Annotated in this window: 23 protein-coding genes; 10 read left to right on the top strand and 13 right to left on the bottom strand. The window is 37.0% G+C overall.

The window, feature by feature from the left end; all coding sequences use genetic code 11:
- Window positions 1–569 precede the first annotated feature (569 nt).
- Together BOW57_RS19030 and BOW57_RS19035 are read left to right on the top strand one after the other, a co-directional pair.
- Entirely contained in the window at window positions 570–746 is a 177-nt protein-coding gene (locus BOW57_RS19030; RefSeq protein WP_164973741.1) for a hypothetical protein, read from the top strand.
- Window positions 743–1,531, top strand: coding sequence for a hypothetical protein (locus tag BOW57_RS19035; RefSeq protein WP_129056582.1), 789 nt, complete (start codon window positions 743–745; stop codon window positions 1,529–1,531). The genes BOW57_RS19030 and BOW57_RS19035 overlap by 4 nt, the downstream gene beginning before the upstream one ends.
- A 150-nt stretch (window positions 1,532–1,681) precedes the next feature.
- Here BOW57_RS19035 and BOW57_RS19040 read toward each other — a convergent pair whose 3' ends face one another.
- Entirely contained in the window at window positions 1,682–3,709 is a 2,028-nt protein-coding gene (locus tag BOW57_RS19040; RefSeq protein WP_129056584.1) for an ATP-binding protein, read from the bottom strand.
- Between the two features lie 269 nt (window positions 3,710–3,978).
- Between BOW57_RS19040 and BOW57_RS19045 the strand changes: the two genes are divergently transcribed.
- Window positions 3,979–4,224, top strand: coding sequence for a hypothetical protein (locus tag BOW57_RS19045; protein WP_129056587.1), 246 nt, complete (start codon window positions 3,979–3,981; stop codon window positions 4,222–4,224).
- Window positions 4,225–4,311: 87 nt separating this feature from the next.
- On the opposite strand, the gene BOW57_RS19050 is transcribed toward BOW57_RS19045, so the two are convergent.
- From BOW57_RS19050 to BOW57_RS19065, 4 genes are read right to left on the bottom strand one after another with little or no spacing between them, the layout of a single operon-like run.
- Complete coding sequence (locus BOW57_RS19050; protein ID WP_129056589.1) at window positions 4,312–5,625, bottom strand: PcfJ domain-containing protein; 1,314 nt, start codon at window positions 5,623–5,625, stop codon at window positions 4,312–4,314.
- A complete protein-coding gene (locus tag BOW57_RS19055; protein ID WP_129056591.1) occupies window positions 5,622–6,005 on the bottom strand; it encodes a Cas9 inhibitor AcrIIA9 family protein in 384 nt (127 codons plus the stop codon). The genes BOW57_RS19050 and BOW57_RS19055 overlap by 4 nt, the downstream gene beginning before the upstream one ends.
- A gap of 26 nt (window positions 6,006–6,031) precedes the next feature.
- Window positions 6,032–6,391, bottom strand: coding sequence for a hypothetical protein (locus tag BOW57_RS19060; protein ID WP_129056593.1), 360 nt, complete (start codon window positions 6,389–6,391; stop codon window positions 6,032–6,034).
- Between the two features lie 42 nt (window positions 6,392–6,433).
- The gene (locus BOW57_RS19065; RefSeq protein ID WP_129056595.1) at window positions 6,434–6,820 is read right to left on the bottom strand and encodes a single-stranded DNA-binding protein; all 387 of its coding nucleotides are present in this window, start codon (window positions 6,818–6,820) and stop codon (window positions 6,434–6,436) included.
- 339 nt (window positions 6,821–7,159) lie between these two features.
- On the opposite strand from BOW57_RS19065, the gene BOW57_RS19070 reads away from it, so the two are divergent.
- Window positions 7,160–7,711 (top strand): MBL fold metallo-hydrolase, encoded by a 552-nt coding sequence (locus BOW57_RS19070; RefSeq protein WP_129056597.1) that lies wholly within the window; start codon window positions 7,160–7,162, stop codon window positions 7,709–7,711.
- Window positions 7,672–8,634: a hypothetical protein gene (locus BOW57_RS19075; RefSeq protein WP_129056599.1), complete on the top strand. Its 963-nt coding sequence runs from the start codon at window positions 7,672–7,674 to the stop codon at window positions 8,632–8,634. Before BOW57_RS19070 ends, BOW57_RS19075 begins: the two co-directional genes overlap by 40 nt.
- Before the next feature lie 135 nt (window positions 8,635–8,769).
- Here BOW57_RS19075 and BOW57_RS19080 read toward each other — a convergent pair whose 3' ends face one another.
- The 4 genes from BOW57_RS19080 to BOW57_RS19095 form a co-directional block, all read right to left on the bottom strand.
- Complete coding sequence (locus tag BOW57_RS19080; RefSeq protein ID WP_129056601.1) at window positions 8,770–10,293, bottom strand: hypothetical protein; 1,524 nt, start codon at window positions 10,291–10,293, stop codon at window positions 8,770–8,772.
- A gap of 157 nt (window positions 10,294–10,450) precedes the next feature.
- Complete coding sequence (locus tag BOW57_RS19085) at window positions 10,451–11,221, bottom strand: ImmA/IrrE family metallo-endopeptidase (protein ID WP_129056603.1); 771 nt, start codon at window positions 11,219–11,221, stop codon at window positions 10,451–10,453.
- Window positions 11,222–11,223: 2 nt separating this feature from the next.
- Window positions 11,224–11,619: a hypothetical protein gene (locus tag BOW57_RS19090; protein ID WP_129056605.1), complete on the bottom strand. Its 396-nt coding sequence runs from the start codon at window positions 11,617–11,619 to the stop codon at window positions 11,224–11,226.
- Complete coding sequence (locus BOW57_RS19095) at window positions 11,616–12,224, bottom strand: hypothetical protein (protein WP_129056607.1); 609 nt, start codon at window positions 12,222–12,224, stop codon at window positions 11,616–11,618. Before BOW57_RS19095 ends, BOW57_RS19090 begins: the two co-directional genes overlap by 4 nt.
- A 143-nt stretch (window positions 12,225–12,367) precedes the next feature.
- Between BOW57_RS19095 and BOW57_RS19100 the strand changes: the two genes are divergently transcribed.
- From BOW57_RS19100 to BOW57_RS19110, 3 genes are read left to right on the top strand one after another with little or no spacing between them, the layout of a single operon-like run.
- A complete protein-coding gene (locus BOW57_RS19100) occupies window positions 12,368–12,859 on the top strand; it encodes a Pycsar system effector family protein (RefSeq protein WP_129056609.1) in 492 nt (163 codons plus the stop codon).
- Between the two features lie 7 nt (window positions 12,860–12,866).
- Window positions 12,867–13,895, top strand: coding sequence for an adenylate/guanylate cyclase domain-containing protein (locus BOW57_RS19105; RefSeq protein WP_129056611.1), 1,029 nt, complete (start codon window positions 12,867–12,869; stop codon window positions 13,893–13,895).
- Complete coding sequence (locus BOW57_RS19110) at window positions 13,873–14,538, top strand: hypothetical protein (protein WP_129056613.1); 666 nt, start codon at window positions 13,873–13,875, stop codon at window positions 14,536–14,538. The genes BOW57_RS19105 and BOW57_RS19110 overlap by 23 nt, the downstream gene beginning before the upstream one ends.
- An 80-nt stretch (window positions 14,539–14,618) precedes the next feature.
- Here BOW57_RS19110 and BOW57_RS19115 read toward each other — a convergent pair whose 3' ends face one another.
- Complete coding sequence (locus BOW57_RS19115; protein WP_129056615.1) at window positions 14,619–14,996, bottom strand: NADAR family protein; 378 nt, start codon at window positions 14,994–14,996, stop codon at window positions 14,619–14,621.
- A gap of 179 nt (window positions 14,997–15,175) precedes the next feature.
- On the opposite strand from BOW57_RS19115, the gene BOW57_RS19120 reads away from it, so the two are divergent.
- A complete protein-coding gene (locus BOW57_RS19120) occupies window positions 15,176–15,508 on the top strand; it encodes a DUF1810 domain-containing protein (RefSeq protein WP_129056617.1) in 333 nt (110 codons plus the stop codon).
- A 50-nt stretch (window positions 15,509–15,558) separates the two neighbouring features.
- Here BOW57_RS19120 and mobC read toward each other — a convergent pair whose 3' ends face one another.
- Genes mobC through BOW57_RS19135 form a run of 3 tightly spaced genes read right to left on the bottom strand, consistent with a single transcriptional unit; the run spans window position 15,559 to window position 19,192 of the window.
- Window positions 15,559–17,547: a conjugal transfer protein MobC gene (mobC, locus tag BOW57_RS19125; RefSeq protein ID WP_129056619.1), complete on the bottom strand. Its 1,989-nt coding sequence runs from the start codon at window positions 17,545–17,547 to the stop codon at window positions 15,559–15,561.
- An 11-nt stretch (window positions 17,548–17,558) separates the two neighbouring features.
- Window positions 17,559–18,815: a relaxase/mobilization nuclease domain-containing protein gene (locus BOW57_RS19130; protein WP_129056621.1), complete on the bottom strand. Its 1,257-nt coding sequence runs from the start codon at window positions 18,813–18,815 to the stop codon at window positions 17,559–17,561.
- Window positions 18,800–19,192 carry a plasmid mobilization relaxosome protein MobC gene (locus BOW57_RS19135; RefSeq protein ID WP_129056623.1) on the bottom strand — a complete coding sequence of 131 codons (393 nt, stop codon included), beginning with the start codon at window positions 19,190–19,192 and terminating at the stop codon, window positions 18,800–18,802. The genes BOW57_RS19130 and BOW57_RS19135 overlap by 16 nt, the downstream gene beginning before the upstream one ends.
- A gap of 399 nt (window positions 19,193–19,591) precedes the next feature.
- On the opposite strand from BOW57_RS19135, the gene BOW57_RS19140 reads away from it, so the two are divergent.
- Window positions 19,592–19,882 carry a hypothetical protein gene (locus BOW57_RS19140; RefSeq protein WP_099719111.1) on the top strand — a complete coding sequence of 97 codons (291 nt, stop codon included), beginning with the start codon at window positions 19,592–19,594 and terminating at the stop codon, window positions 19,880–19,882.
- The last annotated feature ends 202 nt before the right edge of the window (window positions 19,883–20,084 follow it).

Below are 20,084 nucleotides of genomic sequence, written 5' to 3' on the forward strand. Positions count from 1 at the left end.
AAAATTAAATGAATTAAAAATTTTGGTAATAATTTTTGTTAGCAATATTTTAATAAAAGACCCGGTTGGGTAACATGGATGATAGTTAGTAGTAAATTCTATAAACCAATGGAATTATTACGTACTGACAAAAAATAAAAAGTAAAAAGAAACAGTCTATATTTCATTTAGATAATTTAGTAATGTTTCGAACCTAAGCTTTTAAATGGTTTTATTTCAGTGTTTTAAAATAGTGCTGTGTAAAAATGCACCGATTCTGCACCCATATTTACATTACAGTTATTTGAATTTTTCTATCTAAGTAAGTCTTTCTTTTATATCTCGAACTTTGATACAACAATTTTTTTTTACTAAGCTTTTACTTTTTTAAAATTGATCTTGCCATGATTCTTACAAGAAATCTAAAAGCTTTAAAAATAAAAAATAAGAATAATTCACTTTGTTTTTTTTCAGAAGAACTGTTTATTGTGGATTAATTTTATGAAAATAAGAAACTAACGTATGATAATCAATTCTTAAAAATTTTAATTTAAAACAAAATAATCGTATTTTTGGATAAAATAACAATTATGGCACTATTTAAAAAAACATCGAAAGCGGAAGATACTGGACTAAGAGGTACTTACGAAGGCAGACTGTTTGTTGATAAAGCTGTATTTTATAAGAGACCAGAAGTACAAGCTGCTATTAAACAGTTAAAAGAATCCTCTGTTGTTAAGGCTCATATCAAGACTAGTAAAGGATGATGCCTTACAACCTACTGCTACTTCCTGTAATGGCAGGTTATTTTTTATTGGTATACTCAGTTTTATTTAAATATAACACACAAAGGTTTTTACAAAATAGATTACTTTTTGAATCTGTCTTTGTTGGTGTAGCTATTGTCTTTTTCGGATTTATTTTACGGACAGTAATCGAAATACTTAGACCTGATTGGATTGAATGGTCTCTCAATAGATTAAAAGTTTTTCCTATAAACAAGGTAGATTACTTTTGGACAGTTTTATTTTCTTCTCTTTTGGCTATTATTTTCGTTCCCTTAAGTAATTTTATTCTTATAAAAATATGGAGAAAAAGTACTCCAATTGCACGTGCGGTTGATAAAAATGGAGATGAAATTGAAAAGTTATTTAAAAGATCTTTCGATGAAGGTGTACTTATTCAAGTTACACTAAAAAATAATAAAGTTTACATTGGTTTTTCTGAAATGATACCAGAACCTCAAAAGACTAACTACTTAACAATTACACCTATTATTAGTGGCTATCGTGAAAGTGAGACAAAGAAGCTTATTATTACTACCGATTATTTTAAAGTTATAGATGATTATATTAGAAGCTTGGCTCCTGATAAACAAATAATTTCACTGAATACTGACATCATTTTACGACAAGATGAAATTTTGACAGCTGGAATTTATGAGCAGGAAATTTTTGATAAATTCAATACTCAGTCTATAGGTGAAAAATCAAAAGATATTAAATCAAGTCTTTTAGATTTTGCGGTTAATTTTCTTCAATCTCTGAAGTAATCACATTCATCTTCAAAAAACTTTATCATATCTACTATATTTCTTTTCTGATAGGTAAAGATTATTAAAATAGCCTACCTTTTTTATGACGAAAAAGCTCGTTGAAGTAAATCTATTCCAGAAATTGAAGTCTCTATTTTGTCTATTTTTCTATTGTTTTACAATAATTTCTTTGGGTTGGATAGCTGAATTTACTTGTGCTGTCATAACAGCTTGGTTAGCATCATTAATTTCAAGGGTCATTTGTTCCCTTTCCAGTTTTAGCTTTTCATTTAGATAATTATGTTTTATCTCAAATTCTGCAAAAATCTCACTCCAGGTTTTTGCATAAACCTTTATCCGTCCTTCGTTTAAAAGCATCATCAGAGAATTTATCCCATGAGGCCTGTTTGTATTTATGTGGTTCTGGATAAAGTTGGATGAATCAAATTTATTGCCGATCAGATAAAATTCCCAAGACATATTGGGCGCATTAAATTCGGGCTGTTTCTGAATCAATTCCATGTAGTTATAGACTTGGTTATATTGGCTGCTTCCCAAGCTTATAAGAGGATGTTTAAGCTCTACTACAATATTTTCAATTTTGTCCATTAAAGTATTCTGCCTGCAGGCAAAAATGTCCATTTCTTTAAGTTTGTGCGGGTGATCTACTTCTACAGCCGTATCTTTTTCTGTGAGCAGATAAGTATACCTTCTTAACGCTTCTTCAAATTTTGGCTCAGCGGATGTAACCAGATGGTATTGTTCCCCAAAAATCCAGTAGTGGCTTTCAATCATTTTTTGTAAATGATTAACCTCATTGGCTTTTAGATCTTTATTAAAAACAAGTTCCTTAAGAATAGCAACTGTTTCGTACCTGTCCTGAATTAATTTGATGGTTGCAATCACCCTATTAAGTTTTGTTGTCTTAAGGATTTTTGCCAGATCTTTTTTCTCAGTAGCCGAAAGATCAAGGATTTCGTTAAGAACCTCAAAAATGTCCTCTCTTTCGCTGGAATCCAACAGCAAGTCAAGAAAACGTACAAAAGTCTTCTTTTGATTTATGTTGAGACTGGTAAATAATTTTGGCTGTATTTCATAAAGGCTTTTCAGGGTTTCAATTAAATCCTCTTTTTTATATTTTTCTTCCCACGGTGTCTTATAGACAGGAAAAATGCCATGCTCTTCATAGTTTTCAATGAGTTTGTCAGCAAACTTTCTTAGGAAAGGTTTTCTTTTTTCCCTTAAGAACTGGTTGATGTGCTTTATTAGATAACGATATTCGGCCGAAGATTTTGCCTTTCCAAACAGGCTGACCTGTGTTTCATTTTCAGAGCTATTAAAGTCAAAATCATTAAAATACTCACTTTGGATATAAACGCTGTGGAAGAATTCATCACCTTTTTTATTCAAGGTAGTATGATCCTTGTAGATTTCATTCTGTTTATCATTTAAAAAATAATACTTGGAATATTCTTTATGCAATGCCTCCTTCCACTGTATAAATTTAATTTTGAATTCTGTTTTGCCACCTGATTTGGAGTCGGAGAAGACAAGTGAAATTTTTTCGTCTCTTTCGGCTATATTAGACTCATAATTTAGGGGAACATTATTGATAATGATCTGGAACTTTTTATGTTTGTTTAGTTCCAAAAACCAGCAGAACTCCCGAATGAGGAAAGGGATAATTATTTTATCCATCTGATTCTCGGAAATCTGTATGTCAGTAAATGTTACGATAGTACCCGAAAAGTCAGCTTCGTTATCGATATTTTGGGGTGTAAAGTCTGTTAGGTCGCTACTGTTTATAATAATGGTATTTGTTTCAAATTTTTTTCCATTATTAAATGTCGTAATCCATTTTGCGCTTTTGGCGAAAGTGAAAAATGTTAGTCTGCCAACTCCGTTTTTACCATGCATTGAAGATGTATGTTTAGGGGCAGATACCTTTATAGCTTTTTCAGATTCATAAAAGGGCTTAAATTTTGAATTCAATTTACTGTGATTGATACCATATCCGTTATCTATTATTTCCAAATATTCCAATGACCCTAAAGTATCTACGGTATAATTTAAGATTACAGTAGTCGCGGTTGCATCAAAGCCGTTCCATATATATTCTGCGACTGCGCTTGGAGTTTGGTAATTGCTTAGAATTTTTTTTATCCCGTTAGAAGTTACATTTACATTTCCTGCCATAATTAAACGTATTATTTTGCTTAGTACAATCTATGCTTTCGATATGAATCTAGTAAATCACATAAAAGAAGAATAATCGTAAAGATAGTTTTTTTATGTGTTTCAGCATAATTTGGGTATGATGCGGCTTACAGTACAGCAATGTTTTAAAAATAATTTCTGTTAAGTTTTTCTACTATTTTTTTAACATTACGTAGAAGTGTGCATCAATTGTAAATAATTATATTTGATTAAACAATAGACCAGAACAAAACGACAGATCTTGTACAATGGAAAAAGCGATACAACTACAGGTGAGAAAAGATTTGGATGCCCGAGAGCAGCATACTGTCCTAAAACTCAAAGGCAGCCTGATTTCCAAAGGCTACACCGAGATCATCCACATTCTCGATCAGGATGAAAATTATCACATCAATACCTTTGAAACGGACATCGAGAAACGCAATGAAGTCCAGCAGTATATTGCGGTTTTCATCAATCAGGAAAACTTGCAGCAGACCGTCAGCATCAGATAATTAAAGTCTTGTACAATTACGAGCCCGCTAGCCATCAGGCTGGCGGGCTTCCGAGATCTAAAATACAGCCATAAAGAAAGCCGATAATCATCGGCTTTCTTTTTTAGTTTTTCTTTTCTTCATGCGTTCCCTGATTTTGTAGAGGTTTTCGGAAAGGAGCTGCAGTATCTGCTTGTGGTGCATGGAGGGCTTGTTTTTAAATCCCCTGCATTGCAGGATTTCCATTCTAGAGAGTGAGATTTCGATGGTTTCGACGGATTTGTCTTCGACCTTAGCGGAGAGTATCAGCGAGTCCTTTCTATCATAATATTCGTTGGTGAAGACGCAATGCCCCAAATCGTCGCCTTCCTGCATAAAATCCTTTACTTCTTTTATAACGGAAATGCTGAGTTCCCCTTTGTGGAACGACAGCCCGAAAAAACGCTTTTTAATGCTTTCGTACCTTTTTTGTGCCTTTTCGATTTCAAGGCGTAGGTCTTCGAGTTTTTTCTTTCTGAGCAAATCCCTTTTTTTCTTTACGAGATGGTCGTGTGCTTCTCCCAAGTTTTCAGGACATATATACTTACCACAGGTAAGGTCTTTTTTGAAATAGCGAAGCAGTTCGAGATAATCCTCCCAAATCTGCACATCTGAAATTTTATAGCCATTTCTGATAACGGTTTTGACCGCCTGCCAGTTTCGTCGGATGTTCTGCCTTGAAGCGCCGAAATAGTACTGCAAGAGGTTCAGCTGTCGTGATTTGAGGAGGGTTTCGGTGATGGGGTCGGTCAAAAGGGATGAAAAGAGCAGGTGCGGTGCAATATCGTACACCGAACTTTTAAAACCATTTCTTTTTAAAATCGGAAGCACTTTAATCTGCGGATATACTTTGTAAGGATTGATATAAAATTTGGCATTACGAGAGAAATCCTTTGGCTTTATTTCAAGCGGGGAATAGAATTTCCATGCATCAAGGGTACTGGAAAATACATTGGTGCTGAGTGCGAGCGTGCGGACTTCGCCTTTGGGATTAATCCAATGCTGCATGACTTCCTTATGAAAATAAGTCGGCGTGAAATTCTTTTTCATGTGTTTGTGGCTAATTATCATGCGCACGACCTGAAACCCTGCACAGCTATCCACAACTCCAAAATATTCCATTTCTTTAAAATGCACCTGATTATAAGGCATCATTTTAAGCTTTCCTTCGCAGGCAGGACAGCAAGTAAACTTGGTGCACGCGCTCGTGCAGGATGGTTTCCAAACGTGGGTGCACTGCAAACAGTAAAATTTGGAGCGTGACAATACGCCCCATTTGAGAAAGATATTCTGCTCCGCCCAAGTGAATACCTCAGGTCTTATGGGCGCAAGTGAACTGCTTAACGCCGTGAGCTGTTTTTCGATGTGGGTTTTGGGTATCATAGGTCAAAGAGTGTAAGGGCGGTCTGCACGGGTTTTACTTCTTTTACTGGTGGAACTGTTTCTGTTTTGACTGTCACAGCAGGGATTTCAGGCTGTGAGAAAAGATCTGAGGAGGCAGGGGTCTGCACCACAACTTTGCATGCCACTGGGGCAGGCGTGCCGATGGAATCATCGGTATAGTACTTAATTGCCATATCAAAAATTTCCTGATTGTCAAAGGCGCACAAACCTGTTTTTTTGACCTCACCTAAAATGTAATTCAGACAGCTTTCCAAATTTTTGGTAGCTTTGGCGTAGTGCGGTGCAAAGTCGGTATCGCCCTGCTCCAAATTATTCAGATAGTTTTCTATGGCGTTTTTAAAATTTTCAGAAGCTTTCATAAGAGTATATTTAAGATTGAAAATTGTTATTCGTATAGGCTAGAGTAGAGGTCAAAGCAGTATTCTTCAAAGCATAGCCAGCACACAAAAGTGTAATGGGGAGCCTGAAAACGGTTTTCAATCGGTTCGCCGATAGCTTCTTCCAATTCGGTTCGGATATTTTCAAGGTCATCGATATGCTCGATGTAAAATTCTTTGCAGTCGGCGTGGTAGATAAATTCTGAAATCATACCGCTCACGCATCCTCCTTGCTGTAGGTCAAGAAAAAAAGCTTTAAGCTGTTCTTTTCTTTTCCCGTCGTAAGAAGTGATGCTTCGAAGAATAATTTGATTGAAGGCATCGCTTACACGATACTCGCTGTAATTGGATTTTTTTAAAGCTTTCATGATATAATATTTAGGCGTATAAAAATTAAAGGCGTTGAAAAACTAGAAAGGCAGGTCATCGGGATTATCAGATGCATTCTGCTGTTTAAGTGCGGGTGTATGGGTATTATTATCCGTTTGCGCAAATACCAGTATCTTAATATCTGATGTATGAAAGGTCAGTGAGCCGTGCGGCTGAGCGTCATTCCCGATATAGACATTCAGCCCGATGCGCCCGAAGAGCTGTACTAAAGTTCCTTTTTTCAGCCACTTTGCCAGTCCTGCGCTCATCCAATATGAACAGTCGATATAGGTTACAATTTTTTTAGTTTCGGTACTTCCTTTGGGTTTATAGCTGTCGTTGACTGCTATGGAGAAGTTTACCACCTCACGGTTTTCTTTTACTTTAAAAACTGAGGCATCTTTTACAATTCGTCCTGTGATTTCCATGACATAAAATTTTTAGTGAATACTTATCTTTTGTTTTTCTTCCCCGTACCTGCGCAAATGAAATTTTTCAAAAGAAAAAACGGGAAAAAAGAAAGCAGAAGACCAGTGTCCGGATACCGAGCCGGAGTGCTATAAGTCCCGAAGGGCGGCGAAGAGCCGTTATGCGCATGCAGGTAAGGGCGGGCACTACTTTGGCTGCCCTTTTAACCCGTTTTGAATTGAAATATTTTATCTAATTCCTTGAAAATGAGTAATTATACGTAGTGAAAAATAAATGTAAAGCTGTAGATTTGAGGGTGTTTTTAACTGAAAATCAATCTTTTAACCAATGTTGGAATTATGGAGACGATCAAATATTTAAAATCAGAAACAGCTAAAGTCTACAAGGCAAGCGACGGCGAGGATGTTCTTATTGAACTGCTTTGGGGAGACCGTGTTGAAATCTTGGACCCTATCCCTCAGAATGGTCTTTTGAAAGTGCACAGCAGATGGGCACCATCGGGTTATATTGATCCTAAATATCTAGGTGACAAATCACTTCTGGAACTCTATTTTATTGATGTTGGACAGGGAGATGGGATACTGATCGTAACCCCGGAGAGAAAACATATCTTAATTGACGGGGGCTATACCCGTAAGATGCAGTCGCATGGTAAAAGCGCGGCTGATTTTGTGGACTGGAAGTTTGCCGTGGATTATAAGCAGCAGAAGATCGTAATTGATGAAATGATCTGCAGCCATAGCGATGCGGACCATTACGGCGGCTTATGGGACCTTATCAATGCCGCGGAAAATACGGAACTGGATTGTACTAGTGTTGAAATTAAGAATTTTTATCATGCCGGCGCGGGATGGTGGAAAAAAATGGGGAGAGAAGCCTGGGAAAAATAGAGAATGGTTATATTAAGTCCCTGCTGGATGACAGGGATTCCATTATTCAGGGGCTTAGTGGAGAGGACTATATACTGCAAGGTGAATGGGCGGAGTTTATGAAATGTATTAAGGATACCCAAGCACCCTGCAAAAGACTTTCCTACAACCCTAAAAAGAACTTTGATTACCTGCCGGGTTACGGAACCGACAATCCTTTGGCCATTAAAATACTCGGACCCATCGAGACCATTGTTCAGGGCAAACCAGCGCTGAAAGATTTTAAAACCCCTTCCCAGAACACTAATGGAAATTCGGTGCTGCTGCGTTTGGATTACGGCAGGAGCAGGATCCTGCTTACAGGCGACCTGAACCAGAAAAGCCAGCAGTATATTGTGGAAGCCCTTGCCGGCAGCACCCAGGAGCTGGCGGCCGATGTGGTTAAGTCCTGCCACCATGGAAGCGATGACTGCTCCTATAATTTTCTTCAGTATGTTCAGGCGGGGGCTACCATTATTTCATCAGGCGACGATGAAACCCATGCCCATCCAAGACCAAATATTGTCGGCGCATCAGGCGCTACAGGATTTAGAAAAATTTCTGGCGACAAGTTACTCACACCCATGATCTACAGTACAGAGATTTCAAGAAGCCTTAAAATAGGCAATCCATATAAAGTCAGTTATAAAGATTATCAGCATCAGGGCAGTATTTTTGATATAAATCTTTTAGATGAGAAGAAAATACAAGTTTCCTATAAACAGACTAAATCGGGAGGGCTTAACGCAGAGGACAAAACTACAGCTCTCTCCAAACTGCGTGTGGCAGACAAATTTGTTTATGGATTGGTGAATGTGCGCACGGATGGTAATAAAATATTGTGCGCTGTTTTAAACGAAGGCAACAGCAGCTGGGAAATTAAGACTTTTAAATCAAGATTTTAGTTTGCAACTCAATGGGATACCAAAGCATTAATGAAGGAACACCGCCAAATCAGCGGTGTCATTTTTATACTAATCTAAAAATGTCAAAGCATTGATAAATTTAGGTATTGGCAGTTTTTATGAATACTGCAGTACTCACTGTCTCACATGTTTTCTGAATGACCTAACGATTTCAAAGATCCCAATACTTACCAGTATCCTGGAAAAGAAATCAAGCAAGGCACTCCATGGGCCCAGCGCTGCAATATGCTGCATAAAATCAATTCTATGAAGGGGATTTATAAACTGTGGAAAGTACGGCAGAAAATCGGTGAAGAACTCTGCTGTTCTATATATGCTTAAATTCGAACTGACCTTTGAAAGGCTGGCTGTAAAAAGATAGAAAAATAATAAAGCTAATAAAATTGTGACCAAACAAGCTTTTGGCCAGTTTGTACCATGACTGCTGTAAAATTTTGATACGATGATCGAGAAACGGGAACCCCTATGACGGTCGTCTGATACTGATTCATATCTAAGATATTTGTAAAGGTAATTCTGTGAGATACGGTAATAATCTGATTTATCTTTTGTATTGTTCTGTTTAGCTGCTGATGTATACAGATCATTGTATACATTGTAATAATTTAAGAAATCATCTTTGGCATTAACATCCGGAATCTGTGAGTTTATAAGTTTTACTGCGGAGAGGTCGGAATTTATTATTTTAAGTATATATCTTTCAAACATAATATTTTTTAATTCCAGAATACCGGCCGAAGAATTGCCTATAGCAAACTCTGCTGAGAGATCATCGTAATACTCAAGAAAGTCGGTGTAATGATGCTGTTCTATGAATTCCCTAAATCTTAAAACGGGGTGGTAGCCGCTATAAAGATCTAATGTACCGATACGTTGTTTTGATAGTGCACGTACAATTTCTAGTTCTTTAGAGTGCATTTTATCAAATTCGCTGTAAGCTCTGATATATTTGTCGAGCGGTAAGTTTAAAAATTTCCTAACTCCTACTGGCCTTAATTTTGAAAAATAAAATTTTCCGTCATTATTTAGATTATTAATTTCTATTTTTTTGTTGATAATATTATTAAAATCAAGGCGGGAAGAAACGTTGTAATAGCCAGATAAGAGGATATTGTTTATTACTGCTTTTTTAGCGAAGATTGTTATTCCAGATGAGCAATCTACAGCCAGCGTATCGATAAGCAGAAATTTTCCGTCCAATGAAAACTGTGTTTTTTCATTTAAGGGCTTGATGTCAAGAACCTGTACGGATCCGCCTTCAAATTTGATCCCATTTGGAGATTCTACTTTAGAAAGCGTAAAGTATTTTAATTCACAATAATTTACAGACAGGCCTTGATCAAACAAGCAACTGTTGAATATTAGCCCGGTACCTTGAACATTAAAAATGACAAATTCTTTCTGAAAGGTGCAGTGCCTAAATTCCAGCCTGTCTTTCATTGATGTATTTTTTATAAAAACTTCATCAAAATGGCAATTGGAAAAAGTTACAGGTTCTTTGATATTATCGACTTCTATGACAAGTACTCCTTCAATTTTCCTTTCTGCGATCTGTTTGGTAGAATAGGGAGTGACCGTACTGATTGTAGCTGTATCTTTTAATAAAATTAAAATATCTGCTGCGCTGCTGTTTTCCACGGGGATGTTTATTTGGCTGAATTATGAATTAAGGAATGTTTTTATTGTAAATACTTGTTTAATAGATGGTTATGTTTATATTCGCGTTAATGTTTTAAGACGATATGAATATTAATTGTATTTTTCGATAGCTTTAATTACGGCATAATAGAAAAAATTAATCTTCCCAAATAATACTCAACACTGAATTGTAACGTGGTGTAATGATGCAGTATTCATACATGGGTGTATTATTATCATATTTTCCTAATTCAAACCAGGTTGTTTTCTCAATCTCTTGAATGTCATTGTTTCTATATATTGTATTAAAACGGTAATATTCTTCTGCAACAGAATTTCTCGGAACATCAAGTTTGTTAATATCAGGAATTTTGTAATACATAAATTTAGATTTTTTCCAATATTGTACTTTTCCCTGTTTACTGTAAAAAACCGCAAGGGGATGATTTCCTAAATCAATATACCTATATACAGTAGAAGTAATGCTGGTATTGAAACTGTTTGCAAGATCAAAAAGCAACTGCGGGTTGAATTTTTTTCTCTCGCATGCTTTACTGAATTTATCTGCAGGCATTAATAATTCTGCAGCAAAGTCATTTGCTTCTTTTTCCTGCGGCCCCTTTTTATATCCTTCAAGAGTGGTGTCGTCATCCGTGAATGATGCAGTATGATCAGAATGTAAAAGCATATGGCCCAATTCGTGTGCCAAAACATATCTCTTGCGTTGCGGAAATTCAATTTTAGAATCTACAGTAACAATTGATTTTCCGTTTTTCATAACAAGCCTTCCATCAGAATTCTTTAAATCCTTTTCATTAACAATCCCATTATGATAAACAATTAAATCAGCAATATCAATAGAAGGAATATCTTCAATTCCTAATTCTTCTATTACGGATCTTGCAGTAAGGGAAGGGTTCTTTCTCATTATTAAAGTTCTTCTTTTTCAATTTTATCCATTAAATCAAGCAATTCGGTTTCATTGAGAATGTCTTTGAGATCCTGTTCGTCCATTTTATCAAGATTGTTGAATTGAAGTTGCGGTGATCTTTGGATAAGCAATCCTAAAATTGCTTCTCGTGTGGCTCCTTTAGTTCCCTCAAATAGCGATAATGCTTTAGCATATAAATTACTATTCTGATCTTTTTTCAGCGCCACTGTCTGCTGGAACAGCATTTTTTTAACTGCTGTTATTCCGTTTTTTTCAAGCTGTGCAGGATCATAACCTTCATCCTTTAAAAGTTCATTTAGAATTTCTGGTTCTTCTACCGTTAAAAGATAAATATCACGATTTAATTTATCAACATTGACTTTTATATTTTTCATGACTTTTTAAATGTTTTTTTAACAATCCGCAATCCTCTTTTTATTGAATTATTTATTTCATTCATTGGAATATCCAATCCTTTTGAAATTTCCTTTCTTGAAGCTCCTTGGAGCCATTCACTAAATATGGCGTGGTCATCTTTATTTTCACCGAAACTTTTCTCAATCATTTCCCAAAATTCATTTTCAATGAAAATTTCATCTGGAATATCTCTGATTCGGATTTCTTCATCTGTCAGTTCATCATAATTTTCAAATTTATCATACTCTTCACTATCACTAAGCAATTCATTTGCTCCACCAGCACTTACTATTGACCGGCTTGATGATTTAAAATGACTGGATATAAGGCTTTTGACAACCCATATAAGATGATGTGTAATATCCGGATACTTATTATAGTCCCATTTACGCACTCCGGTAAAAACCTTTTCGATTGCAAGCACTGCAAAGTGTTCTGCATCAACACTGTCCTTCTCAGATCGTATTTCGAACCCTGCCTTATTTAATTTTTGTGAAGCATACAATACCAGTGATTTGTAAATCACCCCCCAAGATCGGTCGTCAATGCTTCTGAGGCGTTCTAAGGTTTTGTAATCTATCATATGTTAGTTGGTTTAGTTTGGTCCCTATAAATATATGCTCTTTTAATTATTTTTTTTGCCACATGGCAAAAAAAAATCTTTGTGGAGCATATACAAGTATATGGGCTTTCTATTTAAGCTGTGTTAAAATTGATTTTATAATTATGGAAAAAGAAAGATTATTATTTTGTATTGGACGCTATGATCACTATTACGACAGCGTTAACAACAAAAGTTCTGTTTTTTTAGGACTTAGTACATTTATAGTAGGAGGTCTAATAGTAGGTTTTTTTGCTATTAAAGATTTTGTTGTATGTACTCCGTGGATTTATCTATTAATGATTGTACTTATTTTGCTTGGCATTGTTATTATGATTGTGGTAATACTTGCCGCCACCCCCTTCGTTTCAAAAGGTACAGATTCCTTACATTATTTTGGTTCAATATCATGTCAGACTCATGATGAATTCAGCATTCAATCTTTTGAAAACATTTCGACTGAAGATGAACTTAAGGATTTACGATTACAGGTTCATCAGCTTGCCTGCGGGTTATCCTCCAAATTCTCCAAACTAAAAATTGCAGGAATCATGTTTACAATTCAGTTTGTTCTTTTTATCCCCCTTTTGATGCTTATAATACATAACTTAAAATAATTGAAATATGAAAATTTTTGAAGATTACCTTTCAACAGTAAAAGCTGCAATGGCAGCAGATCCCAAATCAAAAAAATTATATGAAAGCTGGAATCCTGCTAAAGGTGAGCTTCGTAAAGCATTTGATGCGGTCGCACTTGGACTTTCAGTTCCGGAAAAACGCTTGCTTCCGAGCTTAGAAAATTTTGCAAGTGAATTGGGATTAAAACCAGATTTTAATCAAAAATTAGGTCTTCATCCAGATCACGCACATTTAAAGCTTACAGACAACATCGAAAACGATTATATTATTTCAATGTTTGTTGATATTAAAGGTTCTACCAATCTTTTTAAACGTTATCTTCCAGAGACAGTTTGGACTATTACCAATACCATCCAGCGTGCTGCAATACATACGTGTTTGATTTTTGGAGGTTATGTGCATCGTCTTCAGGGAGATGGTTTGTTTGTATATTTTGGAGATAAAAGAACATCTACTCAGCTTTCTGTAAAAAGGGCCTTGCAGTTTTCCGGGATTTTTACATATTTTGTAAAAACAGATTTGAAAGAGCTGTTTAATGAGCAGGGAATTGAAGATATATACACCAGAATAGGAATTGATCTTGGACACGATCGTGATGTAGTTTGGGGAATGGCAGGTATTGGGGAGATAAGTGAGGTGACGACCTGCAGTCTCCATACAAGTTTAGCAAGCAAAATGCAGTCAAGTGCAACGAGTAATGGGATAGTTGTTGGAGACCACATAAAAAATGAGGTTCCAGAGTTATCTGAATTTTTTACGCCAGTATGTCAAAGAACAAAGGATGAAAATGATCGTTACATTTTTAGAATACAGGATGAAAACTGGAATTACACACAATATGATTTTGACTGGTTGTCTTTTCTAAAAAAACAAGATTATATAGCTACTGATTTACAGGGTATTCTTCAGCTGAAACAAAAAGGTACAACACCAAATTTTGACCGTAACATAAATAATTTAGCTCCTATAGCAGCTATCAGCAAACCTTTTTATGGATTCAGCAAAAAAAACTAATTTGTTTGAGCGCGACTTTGGTGAAGCTAAACAATACTTTCCCAAACTAAGCTACGGAAGAAATAGAAAAAACAAAATTTGGATAATTTCTGGAGAACTAGATATTTGTGATGTCAAAGGTAACTATTGGAATACCTTTGACATCAAAATCATAGTGCCAGAATCATATCCGTATTGTGTACCTATTGTCCTTGAAATAAGCGAAATAATTCCTCGTGATATCGACTGGCATATTTCCGAAAATGGAATCTGCTGTTTAGATTCTGATAATAATCTTATATTGCTTAGCCGTCACGGAATTAATTTAAGAGATTTTATTGCAAAAAAAATATATCCTTTTTTTGCAAATCAATTATACAAAATACAGGAAAATAAATATGCAGGGGAGGAATACAAACATCATATTGAAGGAGTAATTCAATACTATGTTGAAGATTTAAAAATTCCAACAACTGAGAATATAGTAGTTTTTTTAGAGCTGATAATTAATAAAAAAGACCTTACCAGAAATAGATTATGTCCCTGTAAAAGTGGTCAAAAAATAAAGAATTGCCATGAAAAATCAATTGAAGCTATAAAAACAATAGGTAGAGAAAAAATGTTATATGACTTAGCAAAAATCAAAAAGGCATTGGTCTTTTAAAGCTGATTGATTTCTGATTAAAAAAGTTTTATTTAATAAGCATAAATATCATCAAGATCATGGATTACAAACTCCGGTTTTTATGATTTATCTATTAGATTGTCAAAAAGTAAAAATACAGGAATATTTAAAGGTTTTATAAATTCCAATTCTGCAGAATTTTTCAAGTGGGTTTCACGAATCTCCATCAATAATCTTCCAAGAGTATTTTTTCCTTTTAATTCATCCTTATTGATGGGCACCGCTCCCAAGGTACCGTCCTTTGTTGAAAATTCAACTATTATATTAGTCCCAGTACTCAACAACAAATCAGAAAATTTGCTAAAATTTTGAATCAGTTTTATTTGCAGGCACCAGCGCATTACATCAAATTTTACAATTTCCCAATCCTTTTGTGTAAATTGATGGTACTTGCGACTGAATTCTTTTGCATCCAAAGGATTTGTTAGATAAATTATTTCTTCCTGAAGAGCTTATTTAGAGCTTTAATTCAAAAATTTTGTTGTAATTTCAAGTATTCTAAAAAAGCACTGCAATGGAAAAGCGATATGTGCTGCACCGTTTTTTAGAGGCAGAAAGGGAAACATATAACAACACACTGCACGAGATCAGACAGGGCAGCAGATAAACCCATTGAATGTGGTTTATTTTCCCCCAGTTAAGAGGACTGGGCTTCACGGATTATAATATCTTTTACGGCATTGAAAATCTGCGGGAAGCCACACTGTATTTGAATCATCCGATACTGGGCAGACGGCTGGAGGAAATTACCCAGGCAATGCTTCAAATCGAAAATAAATCGGCACTGGGAATTCTGGGAAGGGCAGATGAAAGAAAACTGAAATCCTGCATGACCCTGTTTGGACTTCTGCCTGAAATGCCTGAATGTTTCAGGCAGGTGCTTGAAAAGTATTACAATGGAGAGCAGGACGAAAGTACACTTCAGCTTATAAAAGAATCCGGCAGCTAAAAAAACATTTCTTTTTTCTCTGCCTCAAGAAAACATCTAAGGATTAAAAGTTATTTTTCTTTTTTGAGAACCAGCGATGAAAGTGCCGGGCTTTTGATTATCCGTTCCATTTCGCTGTGGATTATTTCCTGAATCTCAATTTTAATCTGCAGATAATTTTTCTGGATGATAACATTGTCAATTGTTCGTATGATCGGAATTTCTTTATAAGCAGCTGTTTCTTTTTTAATTTTTTCGTGGTCGTTGATGATTTCGCAGTGAAAGGTTTTAAGCTCAATTCGGCAATCCGGGTTATCGGCTGTCATGCCCACGAATTCCCCTGAACTCAGTGAGGCAATCTTCGAAGGAGGCACTGCGGATTCCAGCTGTCGAGAACGGCTGATGGAGGTGTCGCTGCTGTTTATAGAGAGGCTTTCGCGGTCCTGCATTATTTTTCCGAAACGCTCTGAGAGCTGTTTTGCAGTATCACCGTTTACCTGTCCGCTGATGATATTTCCGACTATATTAATGATCACATCAGCCTGCTCGCGGCCGTAGTCTTTGCGAAGCTGGCTGAAGTCCTGAATCCCCAGACAGGTGCTCACTTTGTTGCTTCTTGCCGTTGCAATCAGACTGTCAATATTATTGAGATAGATAGTGGGGAACTCGTCAAAAATGAGACTGCTTTTAAGCTTTCCCTTCTGGTTTACCTGTTTGATAAGACGGCTGACAAAAAGTGAAAGGACTGCCCCGTATGTCTGTATTTTCTGCGGATTGTTCCCCATTGAAACAATTTTTGGATCAGATGGATTATTAATGTCAAGGGTAAAATCACTGCCCGAGAGCACGTAGTAAAGCTGGGGAGAGGAGAGTTTCGCCAGCGAGATTTTAGCCGACGCAATCTGACCCTCCAGCTGGTCGACTGCCTCATTTAGGAATGCGCTGACAAAGGGATTGATAAGCACTTCGATCTCTTTTTCAGTTCTCAAAAGCGTGAAAAGGCTTTCGTAATCTGCCTGGATCATTTCAATGACATGAGGCAGGGTGCAGAACTCGCCATCGTTGTATTTCCGCAGGTACCAGATGACGGCCGTCAGGAAATTTATAGGGGATTCCACAAAGAAATCGCCCTGTTTTTTAATCCACTCCCGGTTGAGTCCCATAAGGATTGTGCGGGCAGATTCAGCAGCATCGGTAATGTCTGTCATTGCCGCAGGATCAAGAGGATTACAACGGTGGGTTCTGGAGAGGTCGTCAAAATTTATGATGTAAAATTTGGGTTCCACGGCATAAAGATGGCGAAATTTCAGCCAGGCATTATAGGCGATAACGGTGAGGTCGTCGAACTTAAAATCATAGATGAACATGGAAAAGCCTTTGGCAATATGCTGGGTGATTATATGACGGATTACAAAGTATGATTTTCCCGAACCCGGCGTGCCTGGAACCAGAATGCCGCGGAAAGGATTAATAATGTTAATCCAGCTGCTTCTAACTTTGTTTTTCAGGTGATAACGGGCAGGAAGGTTAACGGAATATTCGTTTTCAATAAGCCTTTCCTCCTGAGGGAAAGTTTCGTTTTCCTTATTAAAAATATCTGCTGAACTAAGCTTTCTGCGGATAATACGGGATAGCAGAGTGCCCCCGGAAAGTGTCATCAGATAGCCCAAAGAACACAATGAGATATATAGTACGGAGCAGACCTCAGGATCCAAAAAGATTAGAACAGCCAGATAGGATCCAAAGTAAAGCAGGAGGCCCGTTGCGATATAATAAAAAGCAGTTCTAAAATGGAGTTTTTCATCTTTTCTTCCTCTGGCACCCATAAGGGAAATAACCAAGAGTCCAAGTGCAAAAATCTTTGATTTATGAAAGCTGTCCAGAAGCCCCGTACGATGAATATTCTCCAGTATCCTGCAGGCAAAATCCGGAGCAAGATTCCAATGCCTGAAGGAATCGAAGAAGTAATAATAAAAATGGATGAGCAGTACTGCGATGCCCATCAGTCTTGTCATATCTAAAATTTTTCTAAGCGCCTGTTCATTTTCTCCCGTCTGCATGCTGTTGATTTTTATGTATTAATTATTATCGGACTGTCCTTTTCTCTTTCTTTTTTTCGTTTTTTCTTAAGCTCTTTGGGAACGGAATCTGATGGCGTTCCAGCGTAAAGCACGTCATCAATTATCCGCTGCACTTCCGCTGCGGAAATAAAAGAGCCCTGCTTATGTGTGGTGCCATCAGGAACTGTATACAGCTTCGCAGAATGGGACGAATGGCCCAGACGCTGCAGGAGCCCTTTGGCTGCATATTCAGGTCCGAGATTGCTTCCGTTGAAAACGCATCTGGTGTTATGATCTATGTACGTCATGCCGTATATAAACCCCTGTTCATTTTTTCTGACAACTGCCGTAATGCCCTGGTTCGCCAGTCGCGTTTCAAGCTGCGAGAGCGTAATTGATGGGTATTTCAAAAGGATCAGATCCACCGCATTTCGTGTTCTTTTCATAAATATCGCACGCGCAGTTTTAGCTGCAGCAAAATTAATTTCAAGCTGGGAAAGGGTAGGCTTGGAATAAAAACTGCTGGCTTTTATAGGAACCCCGACAGTCTTTTTATTCTCATCCAGAATCTGGTAGATCAGTCCTTTATTCTGAAACATTTTTGAATTTTCCTTTCCTCTTTCCGCTTTGACGTTATACAGGTTCAATACTGCGTTCAGCTCACCCAGTGTTGTGTATTTGTAGTGCGGAATAACTGCATTGAGTACACTGCCGATGGCTCTCTTGGAATCTATTGCTCCATATTTTATTTTTTCCGCATCAATGGCATTAATTAGCGTCGGACTCTGTTTTTTTCTCGAGTCCGCCCGAACCAGATTAAAAGAAATCTCCAATTCCTTCCGCGCCGTTTCGGACTGGTTTCTTCCAATATTGTGCATGTTAATCCTGGATCCGTCTGCCCTCACATTTATGGATGCGATATGCAGGTGCGGATGTCCCGCATCGTGGTGCTGGTAGACGAGATAAGGCTGCGATCCGAATCCAATTTTCTCCATATAAGAAGAGGCAATCTGCATGAGTTTTTCTTTTGATAAATCCTTGTCCGAACGGTCAAAATTCAGCGAGATGTGCACTGCGCTTCGCTTGACATTTTCATTGAGCTGGAGCTGCTTTAGAAATACGCCGAGCTTAAAAGATTCTGACATTTTTTCAATATCGATAGGATAATTTCCCTCGCCGATGCACACGGCACTTCCCTGTGAAACTTTATTCTCATTGTACATGAAGATGCCTCTAATCGAGTGTCCTGTGTTTATGACTGCAACCATTTTTGGGCGAGATTTTCAATGTGTTTTTTTATTTCTTCAACCAGCGAAAAATATTTGTTCCTGTCGGACTCAAAAGCCAGAATCCAAATTCTGAAATCTGATATTTCAAAAAGGGTATGGAGTTTTTTAACGCTCTGATTGAAATTATTTCCCATGAAATTCAGCTGTGTTTTGAGCTGGATAAGCTCCTGCAGCAGCTTATCCAGCGACTCATTTCTGTACTTGAGAACAATAGGTTTTCTCAGCAGATTTCTGCGCACGAAATCACTGCGTTTGCGGCAGGCTGATGCTTTGAAATTCTTATCAACAAAATCAAATTCTTCTTTGGTCAGCCGGATGTGTAGCCATCTGTTTCTGCCGCTGTTTTTCTCTTCCATAATCTTTTCTTTTTCATTGTTTCAATTTCATTCAATCTTAAAGTTTCACTGCCAGCGAGTTCCGAGCAGAGGGGCAGCAAGATTTTTGGTTGTGATACAACCAGACATCTTGCTGACTGCAGAAAACCGCAGTCCGAAAGCTTCTAAAAGTCTTTTTTCAGCTGTAGCAGTCAGCTAAGAAGAAGCTGCCATCCCTATTAAAAATTAAAGGATATCTATTTCAGAATCTACTTTAAAAATCTAAAATGCACCAATTGAACAGGTACTAGGGATTTACATGAAAGCTAAATTAGAAAAGGCCTCCAAGACCTGCAATCCTCCCCAAATTTTGAGTAGGGTAAATAGGGATGATACTTTATAATTTTACGGTAAGTGAATATTAATTTAAAATGATGAAGTATGATTACAGCAAATGATGCGGCCAAGGTTTTTGATACGGTGCTAAGTATCCCTGGCATGAATGAGCCGGTGAAAATGGATTTGAAAATTTCACGGAAAAATGTGTTGCTTTTAAGCCATTTGATACAAGACGGGCTGAAGATAAGAGAAGGATCTTCGGTACTATTGGAGAGCATAAGTGAGCAGGGAAGGACAGAACTGGAGAGTCTCTCTCAAGAGTGCCTGCAAAAAGCAGGACTTATAGAGCTGCATGAAAAACTTGCCGGAATCAGTGCCTCGATAAAAGGCTGATTTCAACAACAATTACAATGATTTAATGCCTGCAAGATTCTTACAAAGTGCAGGCATTTATTTTTATGCTAGTAAAAACATAAAACTGCCTGATTTTCAAATTTTTTGGCTTGGTTTTTAAAGGGGTTATGCGAAATTTCGTATATATATTTGTATTGTTGATTTTCGATATTATCAGGGAAATAGAATTATAGACGCATTT

Origin of the sequence: Flavobacterium sp. YO64, assembly GCF_004119505.1 — a bacterium.
Classification (GTDB): domain Bacteria; phylum Bacteroidota; class Bacteroidia; order Flavobacteriales; family Flavobacteriaceae; genus Flavobacterium; species Flavobacterium oncorhynchi.